We start from the raw sequence: 14,489 nt of genomic DNA, 5'->3' as shown, positions 1-14,489 counted from the left end.
TCTATATTGATTGATGAATACTCTTGCCTATATCGTGTATAACGATATGTTTAACAGCGATTTACTTTGTAAACAGGTTCATTATTTTCAGAAAGGAAGTGTAATCATGATTAGTCAATCAACGTTATTTTTATTCATACTACTTATTATTGGACTTATTGCTAAAAATCAATCGCTCACTGTAGCGGTTGGCGTTTTATTTTTATTAAAGTGGACGTTTCTAGGAGAAAAAATTCTTCCATATTTACAAACGAAAGGAATTAATCTTGGTGTAACGGTTATTACGATTGCGGTTCTTGTTCCGATCGCTACGGGTGAAATTGGATTTAAGCAGCTTGGTGAAGCAGCTAAATCGTATTATGCATGGATTGCGCTCGCTTCAGGGATAGCGGTTGCTTTGTTAGCAAAGGGTGGTGTGCAGTTATTAACGAACGATCCTCATATTACAACTGCGCTTGTATTTGGAACAATTATTGCAGTTGCATTATTTAATGGAGTTGCTGTAGGACCATTAATTGGAGCTGGAATTGCCTATGCTGTGATGAACATTATACAGATGTTTAAGTGAAAAATTTTATAGTAATATAAAATTTTTGAATTCTTTCCATTCACAAAAGTCAGATAATTGTTTATAATAGAATTAGAAACATGTAAAGGCTACATAGCAACGAAGACTTACACCAGATAAAATAAAAACAACATAAAATAATTTTCTGCTGACATTGTTTTATGTTGTTTTTATCATAAACTCTTCGAAACTAGTTTTCCTCACCATCTATTGTTCTAAGCGTGAGGATTCGGAGAGAAACTCACGCTCATGCTTTGATAAAGCAATGGAACAACGAGATGGGAACACCACAACAAATTTGCATGATCGTGCATTTTGCTTGCCTAAAGAGTGAACGGGCGTTCATAATTTAGGAGGGAAGCAAACAGATATAAGGGAGCAAGGTTGGGAGAATTTTCAGGAAAAGGAGAGAATGTCATGACTGTTATTCGAGGATTAGAAGGGGTAGTAGCAACAACATCATCTGTGAGTTCTATTATTGATGATACATTAACGTATGTTGGGTATAATATTGATGATTTAGCGGAAAATGCTACGTTTGAAGAAGTGGTATATTTATTATGGCACCGTAAACTTCCTAATGAAGAGGAATTAAATGAGTTAAAAGAAACTCTATCTGAATATTCTAAAGTTCCAAGTGAGATTTTATCATATTTAAAACAAGTAGATTTAAAGATTGCACATCCGATGTCTGTTTTACGAACTGCGATTTCCATGTTATCATTATACGATGAGAGCGCTGAATTAATGGATGAGAAGTCCAATTATTTGAAAGCGGTTAAATTACAGGCTCAAGTAGGGACTCTTGTTGCAGCGTATGCAAGAATTCGTAAAGGTTTAGAAGTGGTTGAGCCACGAAAAGATTTATCATTAGCTGCAAACTTTATTTATATGTTAAATAACCGCGAACCAAATGAAGTGGAAATTGAAGCTTTTGATAAAGCTCTTGTACTTCATGCGGATCATGAATTAAATGCTTCTACATTTACAGCTCGCGTTTGCGTTGCGACACTTTCAGATGTATATTCTGGTATTACAGCAGCGATTGGTGCTTTAAAAGGACCTCTTCACGGCGGAGCGAATGAAAATGTAATGAAGATGTTAAAAGAAATTGGCGAAGAAGAAAATGTAGAATCCTATATTCATAACGCACTTCAAAATAAGGTGAAAATTATGGGATTTGGCCATCGCGTATATGAGCACGGTGATCCTCGCGCGAAACATTTACGTGAAATGTCTAAGAAATTATGCGTGCTTTTAGGGGAAGAAAAATGGTATAATATGTCTATCAAAATCGAAGACATTGTCACAAAAGAAAAAGGTCTTCCACCAAATGTCGATTTCTATTCTGCTTCTGTTTACCATTGTTTAGGAATTGATCATGATTTATTTACACCAATCTTTGCAATCAGTCGTATGTCAGGTTGGTTAGCTCATATTCTAGAACAATATGAAAATAACCGCTTAATTCGTCCGCGTGCTGATTATAATGGACCAACGCACCAACGCTATGTTCCATTAGCACAACGATAAGTTAAAAACACTATTTAGATAGTGGAAATACGCTTTCAAAAATCTGATTTTTTCGCAAAGATATAATGATTGGAATATTTTAATTTGACTAACGGTTTGAACTGAGGGTTTTATTCCCTCAGTTTCACACATATGAAATTTCAAACATGGGGGTTATCACAGTGACGACAGGAGAAAAAATTACTGTAACGAATGGTGTTATGAATGTACCAAACAATCCGATTATTCCTTTTATTGAAGGTGATGGAATTGGACCAGATATTTGGGCGGCAGCATCTCGTGTATTAGAAGCAGCTGTTGAAAAAGCTTATGATGGTGAGAAGAAAATCGTTTGGAAAGAAGTGCTTGCAGGGGAAAAAGCATTCAACCAAACAGGTGAATGGTTACCAGAAGAGACGTTAAATGAAATTCGCGAATATTTAATCGCGATTAAAGGCCCACTTACAACGCCTGTTGGTGGCGGCATTCGTTCTCTAAACGTAGCGCTTCGTCAAGAGTTAGACTTATACGTATGTTTACGTCCAGTTCGTTATTTTGAAGGTGTTCCTTCACCTGTAAAACGTCCGGAAGATACTGATATGGTGATTTTCCGTGAAAATACAGAAGACATTTATGCTGGTATTGAATATGCACAAGGATCTCCAGAAGCACAAAAAGTGCTTGAGTTCTTAAAAGAAACAATGGGTGTAAACAAAATTCGCTTCCCAGAAACATCAGGGATTGGTATTAAACCAATTTCAGAAGAAGGAACAAAGCGTCTTGTTCGTGCTGCAATTCAATATGCAATTAACGAAAAACGCTCTTCTGTTACATTAGTTCATAAAGGAAACATTATGAAATTTACAGAAGGTGCTTTCAAAAACTGGGGTTATGAAGTTGCGGAACAAGAATTCGGCGATAAAGTATTCACTTGGTCTGAATATGACCGTATTGTTGAAAAAGATGGTAAAGATGCAGCGAATAAAGCGATGACAGAGGCTGAAGCAGCTGGTAAAATCATTGTTAAAGATTCTATTGCAGATATCTTCTTACAACAAATTTTAACACGTCCACGTGAGTTTGATGTTGTTGCAACAATGAACTTAAATGGTGATTATATTTCTGATGCACTTGCAGCACAAGTAGGTGGCATTGGTATTGCACCTGGTGCAAACATTAACTATGTTACTGGACATGCTATTTTTGAAGCGACACATGGTACAGCTCCAAAATATGCAGGTTTAGATAAAGTAAATCCATCTTCTGTTCTTCTTTCAGGAGTATTATTATTAGAGCATTTAGGATGGAATGAAGCTGCGAAATTAGTAACTGCTTCAGTAGAAAAAACAATTGCTTCAAAAGTGGTAACATATGACTTCGCACGTCTTATGGATGGCGCAACTGAAGTGAAATGTTCCGAATTTGCTGATGCCCTTATTAACAATATGGACTTAGCGGTAATCAAAAACGCATAATTCAAAGTGGGGGAGAAATTATGACAATCAAACGCAAAAAAGTATCAGTCATCGGTGCAGGATTTACCGGAGCAACAACAGCGTTTTTATTAGCTCAAAAAGAGCTTGCAGATGTTGTATTAGTGGACATTCCACAACTGGAGAATCCAACAAAAGGGAAAGCGTTAGATATGTTAGAAGCAAGCCCTGTACAAGGTTTTGATGCTAACATTATCGGCACATCTGATTACGTAGATACTGCTGATTCTGACGTTGTTGTTATTACAGCAGGAATTGCACGTAAACCAGGTATGAGCCGTGATGATTTAGTAGCAACAAACTCTAAAATTATGAAAAGTATTACGAAAGATATCGCAAAACATTCACCAAACGCAATTATTGTTGTGTTAACAAATCCAGTTGATGCAATGACATATTCTGTATTTAAAGAAGCTGGATTCCCGAAAGAGCGTGTTATCGGTCAATCTGGTGTATTAGATACAGCTCGTTTCCGTACATTCATCGCACAAGAATTAAATCTTTCTGTTAAAGACATTACAGGATTCGTTCTTGGTGGCCACGGTGATGACATGGTGCCTCTTGTACGTTATTCTTATGCAGGCGGTATTCCATTAGAAACATTAATTCCTGCAGAACGCTTAGAAGAAATCGTAGAACGTACGCGTAAAGGCGGCGGCGAAATTGTAAGTTTACTAGGAAACGGTAGTGCATACTACGCGCCAGCTGCTTCTTTAGTTGAAATGACTGAAGCGATTTTAAAAGATCAACGCCGCGTATTACCAGCTATCGCATACCTTGAAGGTGAATATGGCTATAGCGACCTTTACCTAGGTGTACCAGTAATTCTAGGTGGTAACGGAATTGAAAAAATTATTGAATTAGAACTTCGTGAAGAAGAAAAAGAAGCGTTAGATCGTTCGGTAGAATCTGTACGTAACGTTATGAAAGTTCTTATTTAATACAAAATATATGTTAGAAAAAGATTCGGGGCCCCGAATCTTTTTCTACTATTTAGAGGATTATTTTTTTAAAATAATATGAAAACGCTATCATTAATTGTGTCCTACAATGGGAACATAGACTTATAATATACATTGCCCTCATTATAGTAGCGCTTCGGATAATATATTGCTTTTGGTAGGATAATAAAATAAAAATTGGAGGGGGATTGTAGCATGTTAAAGAAAAAAAATCAAATTGGTCGTCGAATGGATGAGATTACAGTAGGAGAAAAGTTATCTATCACTGAAAAAATTGAGGATAAAGATCTGTTATTGTATTTAGGATTAACAAATGATTCAAATCCATTATATATTCAGCATGATTACGCATCCCAAACTCCGTATGAAAAACCAATTGTACCAAGCATTATGTTAACGGGTATGATTACAACGGCAGTTACGAAATATTTACCAGGTCCAGGCAGTCATGTTGTTAGGAAGGACCTGACTTTTGTGAAGCCTGTACATCATTATGAAACTTTGCAAATTCATTTTGAAGTTGTAGCAGTTGCGGGGGAAGAGCATACGATTGATATGCGTGTATTCGCTTATGATGAAAAAGAAGAAGTGGTTGTGAAAGGTGTACTAACAGTAGCGCCGCCTTACAAATCAGCTTCTATTTTAGAAAAAGCATTGGATAATTTTTAATAATGAGTTAGTAAGAGTGTAATGAAAAATAGTGCTAACCTATTATATGCTAGGTTAGCACTATTTTTTTATCCCGCATTAACGGACAGTAACACTCCCACCTCAAAATTCAGCGAAAGCAAAGAAGTTAGGTGGAAGATGAACTGTCTGTAAAAGCCCGATTCGTTCAACTAATAATCAGTGGGGGACGAAGAAAACCCCCACTGGTTAAAGTTTTACTTTATAGGATCGAATGTAAGTATAACTTAACTGAAAAACCCTTCTGCAAACCCTTCTGAGAAATCAGAGATACCAGTTTGTAATGTTTCCCAGTTTGAAAAGCCGGCAGTAAAACCAACTACAAATAATAAAGCGAAGCCAGATAATACCCAATTTTTACGATTCATTTTGAATTCGCTCCTTAATAGTTTAATCTTTATATTAAAATTTAATTATATTGATTATTACATTTTAAGGAGATATAAGTCAAATGGATACCTGTTTTTAGCCACGTGGCCAAAGAATAATAAACACACCGACAAGGCAAACAGCTGCACCAGCCCAATCGAACAAATCAGGTGTTTTCTTATCAACCATCCATCCCCATAATAAACTCATGAGAATAAATACACCGCCATAAGCTGCGTATACACGTCCGAAACTAGAAAATACTTGGAATGTGGCAATTACACCATATAAACATAAAATGATTCCTCCCATTAGACCGAACCAGATGGAACCACCTTCTCGTATCCATTTCCAGATGAGATATCCACCACCAATTTCAGCTAGTCCGGCAAGAATGAAAATAACAGCTGCTTTAAACATGAATATGTATCATCGCTTTCTATTAGATATATTTTCCTATATAACTATAGCACAATCAAACTTAGTGAATGGACAATTCTATTGAGAGGGGGATTGTTTTCTAGTATGATGGAAATAGTGGGGAAATACTAGGATGAAGAAGGTTTCAAGTCTATAACTTGGAGGAAGAGAATGAGCAATCGAATTTTAGTTGTTGATGATGAGGAGTTTATTTTAACTTTAATTGAATTCAATTTGCAGCAAGCAGGATTTGAAGTGATAACAGCGATGGATGGTGAAGTTGCGCTTCATAAAGCAACAACGGAACGTCCAGATCTGATTATATTAGATTTAATGCTTCCAAAAATGGATGGTATGGAAGTGTGTAAAGAATTACGTTTGCAGCGTATTATGACACCTATTTTAATGCTAACAGCGAAAGATGATGAGTTTGATAAAGTGTTAGGTCTTGAGCTTGGGGCAGATGATTATATGACAAAGCCATTTAGCCCAAGGGAAGTTGTTGCACGTGTGAAGGCGATTTTACGTCGTACGAAATTGCAAGATGAACCAGTTTCAGAAGTGCAGGATGAAAATAGTATCAATATCTATGATTTAAGAATTTTACCTGAATTTTATGAGGCGTATTTCCAAGGAGAAAAGCTAGAACTAACGCCAAAAGAATTTGAGTTACTTGTATATTTAGCAAGGAATAAGGGTCGTGTATTAACACGTGATCAGTTACTAAGTGCTGTATGGAATTATGATTTTGCCGGCGATACAAGAATCGTCGATGTTCATATTAGTCATTTGCGGGATAAAATTGAAAAGAATACGAAAAAACCAGCGTACATTAAAACAATTCGTGGATTAGGTTATAAATTAGAGGAGCCAAAGGGGGATGAATAAATTTCGCTCGAGGCTTCTCTTTACATTTGTTTCTCTTATTATTCTTATTTTAGTTGGACTAGGAGTACTTTTGGAAACGGTGTTTGAGAATTACTACATCGATCATGCGAAAGACAGAACGGTAAAAGAGGCAAGATATGTTGCTTCATTAGTAGAGGCAGAAGGTATTGATCATGTTCTAAAAGCGCCAAACGTATTTGAGAAATTAGAAGAACAAGTGCCGGTTTCGGTTATATTTACTGATGAAGCGAAGAAAGTCAAATATAGTAAAGGTAAGCAACCTATATTCGACCAAGCGACAATTGAGGAACTTTCCTCTGAAACAGCAAAACAAAAAAATAGAGTGATTACGAAGGAAACAGATGATAAAAATGTATTCCATCATGCGGTGTTTGTTCAAGATGCAGAGGGGAAGCAAGGGTACATCATTCTAAAAAGTACAATTGCTCCTTTGAAAGATGTTCATCAAAAAACGTGGGGATTACTCATTGTAGGGTTTGTGATTGCTTGTCTTGTTGTTGTTTTTCTTGGTGTGAAAATTACAGGTCAATATATTCGTCCGATAGAGTCTGTTACGAAAGTAGCGATTGAATTGGCGAAGGGGAATTATAAAGCGCGTGCTTATGAAAGTCATTCAGATGAAACGGGGATGTTAAGTAAGGCAATCAATATTTTAGCACGTAATTTACAAGAAATGACGCTAGAGCAAGAAATGCAACAAGATCGTTTACATACACTGATTGAAAATATGGGAAGCGGTATGATTTTAATTGATAGCCGTGGTTATATAAGTCTTGTAAACCGTTCGTATAAAGAAATATTTCATGTAACGGATGAAGAGTATTTAGATCGTTTGTATTATGAAGCGTTTCTTCATGCAGAAATCATTGAACTTGTGGAAGAAATTTTTATGACAGAAGTGAAAGTGCGCAAGCAAATGCTACTGCCACTTGGTATTGAAAGAAAGCACTTTGAAGTATATGGCGCACCAATTATTGGGACAAATCATGAATGGAAAGGGATTGTTCTCGTATTCCACGATATAACAGAGCTAAAGAAACTAGAGCAAATGCGAAAAGACTTTTTAGCAAATGTTTCACATGAATTAAAGACGCCAATTACTTCTATTAAAGGATTTTCTGAAACGTTACTTGATGGTGCGATGGAAAATCAGCAGTTTTGCGAGCATTTCCTGAACATTATTTTAAAGGAAAGCGAGCGTATGCAAGGCTTAATCGAAGACTTATTGGATCTATCAAAGATTGAACAACAAGGATTTAAGTTAAATATGGGTACTGTTGAGATGAAGGAATTGCTTGGAGAAATTAAAATGGTGCTAGAGAATAAATCACAAGATAAAGAAATTTCCTTACAAGTTGATGTGTTGAGACACGTTTCAGTGATAGGAGATCCGAGCCGATTAAAACAAATCTTTATCAATTTAGTTAATAATGCAATTGTATACACACCAGCCGGCGGGACGGTTTCTGTAGAGTTGTTAGAGGATGAACATAACGCTTATATAAAGGTATCTGATACAGGAATTGGGATTAGTAAAGAAGAAATCCCGCGTATTTTTGAACGTTTTTATCGTGTAGATAAAGCGAGAAGCAGAAATACAGGCGGTACAGGCCTTGGGTTATCGATTGTAAAACATTTAGTAGAAGCCCATCATGGGACAGTTACTGTAGAGAGTGAAGTAGGGGAAGGAACAACATTTACAGTTGCTTTACCGAAATCGGATTTGGAGAAGTAATGATAATGTGCAACCTTTATCCCGCTATTCGCGGGCAGTAAGACCCCCACCCCAAAGTTCAGCAAAAGCAAAGAAGGTAGGTGGAGTCGGGCTGCCCGTAAAAGCCCGATTGGTGAGGGCTAATAATCAGTGGGGGATGGAAAAACCACTGATTAAAGTTTCACTTTATTGGATGAGAGCTATATAAATCCATTTTGATTTTTCGATATATAAGTCGTTGATATGAAAAAGGTGACCTACACTCGTTTTTTCTCTCTGCTTTAACTTGGCATGGAGCAGGAAGAGGGTCTGACCGCTTCTATGCATGGCCGGATACTCTCTCGCCTAAAAAGAAAGGGTTTATGTCGGTTTCTTAATTTGGATTTATATAGTAAACGTTTGAACGGGATATATTTACATTATATTAACAATAGCTTCATTAAATATTAATAAAGTCCTGTTAATATAATACATGAAAACCCCTTCATCCAAGGAGTAATTTTGGACGAGAATAGGTGCTCTATTCTCGTCACTTCCCTTTTTGTGAAACTATAATATCTTTGTTTTTGAAATATCTCTATGTAACTTATATCAAAGTGTTATATCAATACGATAAGGTTATTTTAATTCATGAGATATTGTGACAGCATCTCCATTTTACATTAAATATATGTAGTAGGAAGAACCGTTATTTTTCTTCTCTCTCTTAGTCGTGTTAATATAGAGAGAAGGAAAAGACGGTTTTTTCTTTCTATATAAATCCATTTTGATTTTTCGATATATAAGTCGTTGATATGAAAAAGGTGACCTGCGCTCGTTTTCTCTTTTTGTTTTAACTTGGCATGGGGTGACCGCTTCTATGCATGGCTGGATGCTCTCTCCCTCCTAAAAAAAGGGGTTATGTCGGTTTTTTAATTTGGATTTATATATAAATCGTTTTAAATTTGTATGGGGAGGTTTCTAATTTGGAAAAAAAGGTCGTATTAGTCGATGGAAATAATATCGCGTATCGTGCTTTCTTTGCACTGCCGCTTTTAAATAACGACAAAGGTATACATACGAACGCAATTTATGGTTTTACGATGATGTTAATGAGAATATTAGAAGAAGAAAAACCAACACATATGCTTGTTGCGTTTGATGCGGGTAAAACAACATTTCGTCACAAAACATTTAGCGAATATAAAGGAGGTCGTCAAAAAACGCCACCTGAGCTATCAGAGCAATTCCCATTTATTCGTGAACTGTTAGATGCGTTTCACGTACCACGCTATGAGTTAGAGAACTATGAAGCAGATGACATTATGGGCACACTAGCGAAAGAAGCGAACGAACAAGGTGCTCACGTAAAAGTTATTTCTGGAGATAAAGATTTACTGCAGCTTGTTTCTGATACTACGCTTGTATGTATTCCGCGTAAAGGGATTACAGAAGTAGATGAATATACGAAAGAAGCGTTATTCGAAAAATATAGTTTATCACCAAAGCAAATTATTGATATGAAAGGTTTAATGGGAGATCAATCGGATAACATCCCAGGTGTACCGGGAGTTGGTGAGAAGACAGCAATCAAATTGTTAACGCAATTTGAAACAGTAGAAGCAGTATATGAGAACTTAGACAAGGTGAGCGGAAAAAAATTAAAAGAAAATCTAGAAATGAATAAAGAGCAAGCGTTTATGAGTAAAGAGCTTGCCACAATTATTACCGATGCACCAATTACAGTGCATGTAGATGATATCGAATACAAAGGATATGAAGCAAGTGACGTCATTCCAATGTTCGAGAATTTAGGATTTACTTCGCTATTAAATAAGCTCGGTGCGACTCCTGAAGAAACAGCTCCAGCTGAATTAGATGATATTTCATTTGATATTGCAGAAGAAGTAACAGAAGAAATGCTGCAGCAAGATAGTGCAATTATTGTGGAAGTACAAGAAGACAATTATCATAAAGCTGACATTCAAGGGTTCGGTATTCAAAATGAAAATGGCTGTTATTTCATTCCGAGCGATGTTGCGCTAAAATCTGAAGCTTTTAAGAAGTGGCTTGCAGATGATGAAATGAGAAAGTATACGTTTGATGCGAAACGTGCCATTGTTGCACTTAAGTGGAAAGGTATAGAGATTCAAGGGATTTACTTTGATTTACTAATTGCCGCTTATTTACTTGATCCAGCAGATACAGATAAAGATTTCCGTGCCGTAGCGAAAATGAAAGAAACGCATGCTGTTAAATCTGATGAAGAAGTGTATGGAAAAGGTGCAAAACGTGCGGTTCCTGCGCAAGATATAGTCGCGGAGCACGTAGCTCGAAAAGTACATGTATTATACGATGTGCAAAAAACATTTGTAGAAGAACTACAAAAAAATGAACAATATGAACTATTTACTGAGCTTGAAATGCCGCTTGCTCGTGTGTTAGCTGAAATGGAAGTGAAAGGTGTTACGGTTGATACAGAGCGCTTACGTAGTATGGGAGATGAGCTTGCTGGAAGGCTTAAGGAAATGGAACAAGAAATTTATGAGCTTGCAGGAACGGAATTTAATATTAATTCTCCAAAGCAGCTTGGCGTGATTCTATTTGAGAATTTAAACCTACCGGTTATTAAAAAGACGAAAACAGGATATTCTACGTCAGCTGACGTGCTGGACAAGTTAATGGAGCATCATGAAATTATTCCTAAAATTTTACACTATCGTCAATTAGGAAAATTAAATTCGACATATATTGAAGGATTATTAAAAGTTGTTCATGAAGATTCATCTAAAATTCATACTCGTTTTAATCAAGTGTTAACGCAAACGGGCCGATTAAGTTCTACAGACCCAAACTTGCAAAATATCCCGATCCGTTTAGAAGAAGGAAGAAAGATTCGTCAGGCGTTCATTCCTTCGAAAGAAGGCTGGGTTATGTATGCAGCCGATTATTCACAAATTGAACTGCGTGTCTTGGCGCATATTGCAAAAGACAAAGGGTTAGTAGAAGCGTTCCAGCATGATATGGATATTCATACGAAAACTGCAATGGACGTGTTTGGCGTTGGAAAAGATGAAGTAACATCGAATATGAGACGTCAAGCAAAAGCGGTTAACTTCGGAATTGTGTATGGTATTAGTGACTATGGGCTTTCACAAAACTTAGGAATCACACGAAAAGCAGCAGGGGAATTTATTGAAAAGTATTTCGCAAGCTTCCCTGGTGTAAAAGAATATATGGATGAGATTGTACAAGAAGCGAAGCAAAAAGGATACGTTTCTACATTATTAAATCGCCGCCGTTATATTCCGGAAATTACGAGTCGTAATTTTAATTTGCGCAGCTTTGCGGAGCGTACTGCGATGAATACACCAATTCAAGGTAGTGCGGCAGATATTATTAAAAAAGCGATGATTATTATGGCGGATCGCTTAGAAGAAGAAGGTTTACAAGCGCGTCTTCTTCTGCAAGTACACGATGAATTGATCTTTGAAGTGCCAAAAGAAGAAGTAGAAAAATTAGAAAAGCTTGTACCTGAAGTGATGGAGCATGCGATTGAACTTGCTGTTCCTCTAAAAGTTGATTATTCTTCTGGTCCAACTTGGTATGACGCAAAATAAGGAAGTGATTGAATGCCTGAACTACCAGAGGTTGAAAATGTTAGAAGGACACTTGAAAACCTTGTAACGGGAAAAACAATTCAAGATGTGATCGTAACATATCCAAAATTAGTAAAGCGACCAGATGACGCAGAGCTCTTTAAAGAAATGTTACGAGGTGAAAAGATTGAACGGATTGAGCGAAGAGGTAAGTTTTTACTTCTATATGTAACAAAGTATGTTATTGTTTCACATTTGCGTATGGAAGGGAAATATTTGCTTCATAAAGATGATGAGCCGGTAGATAAACATACGCATGTGCGTTTCCAGTTTACAGATGGTACAGAGTTACACTATAAAGATGTAAGAAAGTTCGGCACGATGCATCTCTTTAAAAAAGGTGAAGAATTTGACCAAATGCCACTTGCTGATTTAGGGCCTGAGCCATTTGACGCTGAACTGACAGTAGGGTATTTGCAAGAAAGATTGCAAAAGACAAACCGTAAAATAAAAGTTGTATTGCTCGATCAACGTCTTTTAGTCGGGCTTGGTAATATATATGTAGATGAAGTTTTATTCCGTTCCGGGATTCACCCGGAACGAGAAGCTTCATCTTTAACGAAAGCTGAAATAGAAAAGATTCATGCGGCGACCGTTGCAACATTAGCGGAGGCTGTTGAGCGCGGTGGAAGTACAATCAGAACGTATATCAATTCGCAAGGACAAATCGGCTCGTTCCAAGAGCTTCTAAATGTGTATGGAAGAAAAGGTGAACCATGCGTAACTTGTGGGAACGTGATTGAAAAGACAGTTGTTGGTGGACGAGGAACGCATTATTGTCCTATGTGCCAGCCAAAAAGCTAAGAAAGATATCGTTTTCTAATAACATCGGATAGGCATTTGTCATATACATACAGCAAAGCTATGTATAGGGAAGGAGCTTACCGATGTATCATTATTTCTCTCTTATTTTATTAGCTTTTACATTAAGTTTGGATAGCTGTAGTGTAGGGCTTACTTATGGTTTGCGGAGCGTACGGATTCCGTTAAAATCGATACTCATCATTGGAATGTGTTCAGCGGCTGTTATGCTTGTGTCGATGGGAATTGGACATATGATTGCTAAGGTGTTTTCTCCGGTGATTGCAACGCGCATTGGCGGAATCGTTTTAGTGGCTATTGGAGCGTGGGTGTTGTATCAGTTTTTTCGGAGTGATAAAAAAGACGAACCGCAGCAAGAAGAGAAAGTTTGGAAGTTAGAAATTGCTTCGCTTGGGTTAGTCATTCAAATTTTACGGAAACCGACTGTTGCCGATTTTGATAAATCAGGCACGATTTCCGGTGGGGAAGCCTTGCTTTTAGGTATCGCTCTTTCAGTAGACTCGTTTGGAGCAGGGATTGGTGCATCCTTACTAGGATATACACCCGCCATGATGGCAGTGTTAGTTGCCGTTATGAGTTCTCTGTTTTTATTTATCGGAATGAGGCTAGGAACGGTTTTATCGAATATGCGATGGTTACAAAAATTTACGTTCCTACCTGGGATTTTACTTATTATTATTGGAATTTGGAAAATGTAAGTGGGAGCGTGAAACATAAGTTTCACGCTTCTATTTGTGAGGAGGAAATAGAATGACAATTGTTATAGGTTTAACAGGAGGTATTGCAAGTGGAAAAAGTACTGTTTCACAAATGTTTCGTGAACTGCAAATACCTGTAATTGACGCGGATATTATTGCAAGAGAAGTTGTAGAACAAGGTAAAGAAGCATATAAAGAAATTGTAGACGTATTCGGTGAAGAAATATTACAAGCAGATGGCGAACTTGATCGTCCGAAGCTTGGGAGTATTGTATTTCATAATGAAGAAAAACGATTGCGCTTAAATAAAATTGTTCATCCAGCTGTCCGCAAAGAAATGAATGTGCAGAAGGACATGTACATAAAGGAAGGAGTGCAAGCGGTTGTGTTAGATATTCCGCTTCTATTTGAGAGTAAGTTAACAGCACTTGTTGATCGGATTGTAGTTGTAGCTGTATCACCTAGTATGCAATTAGAACGTTTAATGAAGCGAAATGGCTTTACAGAAGAGGATGCGAAAGCACGTATTGATTCGCAAATGCCTTTAGCGGAGAAAGCAACATTAGCTAATAAAGTTATTTATAATGATGGCACAATTGCTGAGACAAAAGCGCAATTACAGCTCATTTTAAAAGAATGGAACATTATTAACTAAAAAATTGTGAAATTAGTGAAAATGCTTAGTGACATATCTTCT

The 14,489-nt window shown here is 37.0% G+C and carries 13 protein-coding genes; 11 read left to right on the top strand and 2 right to left on the bottom strand.

Annotated elements, in window-relative coordinates; all coding sequences use genetic code 11:
- Window positions 1–106: 106 nt before the first annotated feature.
- The 5 genes from NSQ40_RS23300 (at window position 107) to NSQ40_RS23280 (ending at window position 5,204) form a co-directional block, all read left to right on the top strand.
- Window positions 107–568, top strand: a complete 462-nt coding sequence (locus NSQ40_RS23300) for a DUF441 domain-containing protein (protein ID WP_003200968.1) — start codon at window positions 107–109, stop codon at window positions 566–568.
- A gap of 384 nt (window positions 569–952) precedes the next feature.
- Window positions 953–2,101 carry a citrate synthase gene (gene citZ, locus NSQ40_RS23295; RefSeq protein WP_003200970.1) on the top strand — a complete coding sequence of 383 codons (1,149 nt, stop codon included), beginning with the start codon at window positions 953–955 and terminating at the stop codon, window positions 2,099–2,101.
- 161 nt (window positions 2,102–2,262) lie between these two features.
- The gene (gene icd, locus NSQ40_RS23290) at window positions 2,263–3,555 is read left to right on the top strand and encodes an NADP-dependent isocitrate dehydrogenase (RefSeq protein WP_018764461.1); all 1,293 of its coding nucleotides are present in this window, start codon (window positions 2,263–2,265) and stop codon (window positions 3,553–3,555) included.
- Window positions 3,556–3,575: 20 nt separating this feature from the next.
- Window positions 3,576–4,514, top strand: a complete 939-nt coding sequence (mdh, locus tag NSQ40_RS23285) for a malate dehydrogenase (protein WP_003200975.1) — start codon at window positions 3,576–3,578, stop codon at window positions 4,512–4,514.
- Window positions 4,515–4,730: 216 nt separating this feature from the next.
- Window positions 4,731–5,204, top strand: a complete 474-nt coding sequence (locus NSQ40_RS23280; protein WP_003200977.1) for a MaoC/PaaZ C-terminal domain-containing protein — start codon at window positions 4,731–4,733, stop codon at window positions 5,202–5,204.
- A 245-nt stretch (window positions 5,205–5,449) separates the two neighbouring features.
- Here the strand turns inward: NSQ40_RS23280 and NSQ40_RS23275 are convergent, their stop codons facing one another.
- Both NSQ40_RS23275 and NSQ40_RS23270 read right to left on the bottom strand, forming a co-directional pair.
- Window positions 5,450–5,590, bottom strand: a complete 141-nt coding sequence (locus NSQ40_RS23275) for a hypothetical protein (protein ID WP_003200980.1) — start codon at window positions 5,588–5,590, stop codon at window positions 5,450–5,452.
- Between the two features lie 97 nt (window positions 5,591–5,687).
- Window positions 5,688–6,011 carry a YnfA family protein gene (locus NSQ40_RS23270; protein ID WP_003200983.1) on the bottom strand — a complete coding sequence of 108 codons (324 nt, stop codon included), beginning with the start codon at window positions 6,009–6,011 and terminating at the stop codon, window positions 5,688–5,690.
- A 171-nt stretch (window positions 6,012–6,182) separates the two neighbouring features.
- Here NSQ40_RS23270 and NSQ40_RS23265 point away from each other — a divergent pair, with 171 nt between their 5' ends.
- From NSQ40_RS23265 to coaE, 6 genes are all read left to right on the top strand, one after another.
- The gene (locus tag NSQ40_RS23265; protein WP_003200984.1) at window positions 6,183–6,899 is read left to right on the top strand and encodes a response regulator transcription factor; all 717 of its coding nucleotides are present in this window, start codon (window positions 6,183–6,185) and stop codon (window positions 6,897–6,899) included.
- Window positions 6,892–8,655, top strand: a complete 1,764-nt coding sequence (pnpS, locus tag NSQ40_RS23260; protein ID WP_033796471.1) for a two-component system histidine kinase PnpS — start codon at window positions 6,892–6,894, stop codon at window positions 8,653–8,655. The genes NSQ40_RS23265 and pnpS overlap by 8 nt, the downstream gene beginning before the upstream one ends.
- Window positions 8,656–9,599: 944 nt before the next feature.
- Complete coding sequence (gene polA, locus NSQ40_RS23255) at window positions 9,600–12,233, top strand: DNA polymerase I (protein WP_003208732.1); 2,634 nt, start codon at window positions 9,600–9,602, stop codon at window positions 12,231–12,233.
- A 12-nt stretch (window positions 12,234–12,245) separates the two neighbouring features.
- Window positions 12,246–13,076: a DNA-formamidopyrimidine glycosylase gene (gene mutM / locus NSQ40_RS23250; protein WP_003200990.1), complete on the top strand. Its 831-nt coding sequence runs from the start codon at window positions 12,246–12,248 to the stop codon at window positions 13,074–13,076.
- An 83-nt stretch (window positions 13,077–13,159) separates the two neighbouring features.
- Window positions 13,160–13,792, top strand: coding sequence for a sporulation membrane protein YtaF (ytaF, locus tag NSQ40_RS23245; protein WP_003200991.1), 633 nt, complete (start codon window positions 13,160–13,162; stop codon window positions 13,790–13,792).
- A 52-nt stretch (window positions 13,793–13,844) separates the two neighbouring features.
- On the top strand, window positions 13,845–14,447 hold the full coding sequence (gene coaE / locus NSQ40_RS23240; RefSeq protein WP_003200993.1) for a dephospho-CoA kinase: 603 nt from the start codon (window positions 13,845–13,847) through the stop codon (window positions 14,445–14,447).
- Window positions 14,448–14,489 lie beyond the last annotated feature (42 nt).

It is taken from the genome of Bacillus sp. FSL K6-6038 (assembly GCF_038050455.1).
Classification (GTDB): Bacteria; Bacillota; Bacilli; order Bacillales; family Bacillaceae_G; genus Bacillus_A; species Bacillus_A pseudomycoides.
Note: the sequence above shows the minus strand (reverse complement) of the source record. Positions and strands in the feature narration are given on the sequence as shown.

What these genes read in the sequence shown, in the direction of transcription:
- ytaF (WP_003200991.1), top strand. Translation starts at nt 13,160, where the DNA reads ATGTATCATTATTTCTCTCTTATTTTATTAGCTTTTACATTAAGTTTG.
- mdh (WP_003200975.1), top strand. Translation starts at nt 3,576, where the DNA reads ATGACAATCAAACGCAAAAAAGTATCAGTCATCGGTGCAGGATTTACC.
- NSQ40_RS23300 (WP_003200968.1), top strand. Translation starts at nt 107, where the DNA reads ATGATTAGTCAATCAACGTTATTTTTATTCATACTACTTATTATTGGA.
- pnpS (WP_033796471.1), top strand. Translation starts at nt 6,892, where the DNA reads ATGAATAAATTTCGCTCGAGGCTTCTCTTTACATTTGTTTCTCTTATT.
- NSQ40_RS23265 (WP_003200984.1), top strand. Translation starts at nt 6,183, where the DNA reads ATGAGCAATCGAATTTTAGTTGTTGATGATGAGGAGTTTATTTTAACT.
- NSQ40_RS23270 (WP_003200983.1), bottom strand. Translation starts at nt 6,011, where the DNA reads ATGTTTAAAGCAGCTGTTATTTTCATTCTTGCCGGACTAGCTGAAATT.
- NSQ40_RS23275 (WP_003200980.1), bottom strand. Translation starts at nt 5,590, where the DNA reads ATGAATCGTAAAAATTGGGTATTATCTGGCTTCGCTTTATTATTTGTA.
- mutM (WP_003200990.1), top strand. Translation starts at nt 12,246, where the DNA reads ATGCCTGAACTACCAGAGGTTGAAAATGTTAGAAGGACACTTGAAAAC.
- NSQ40_RS23280 (WP_003200977.1), top strand. Translation starts at nt 4,731, where the DNA reads ATGTTAAAGAAAAAAAATCAAATTGGTCGTCGAATGGATGAGATTACA.
- coaE (WP_003200993.1), top strand. Translation starts at nt 13,845, where the DNA reads ATGACAATTGTTATAGGTTTAACAGGAGGTATTGCAAGTGGAAAAAGT.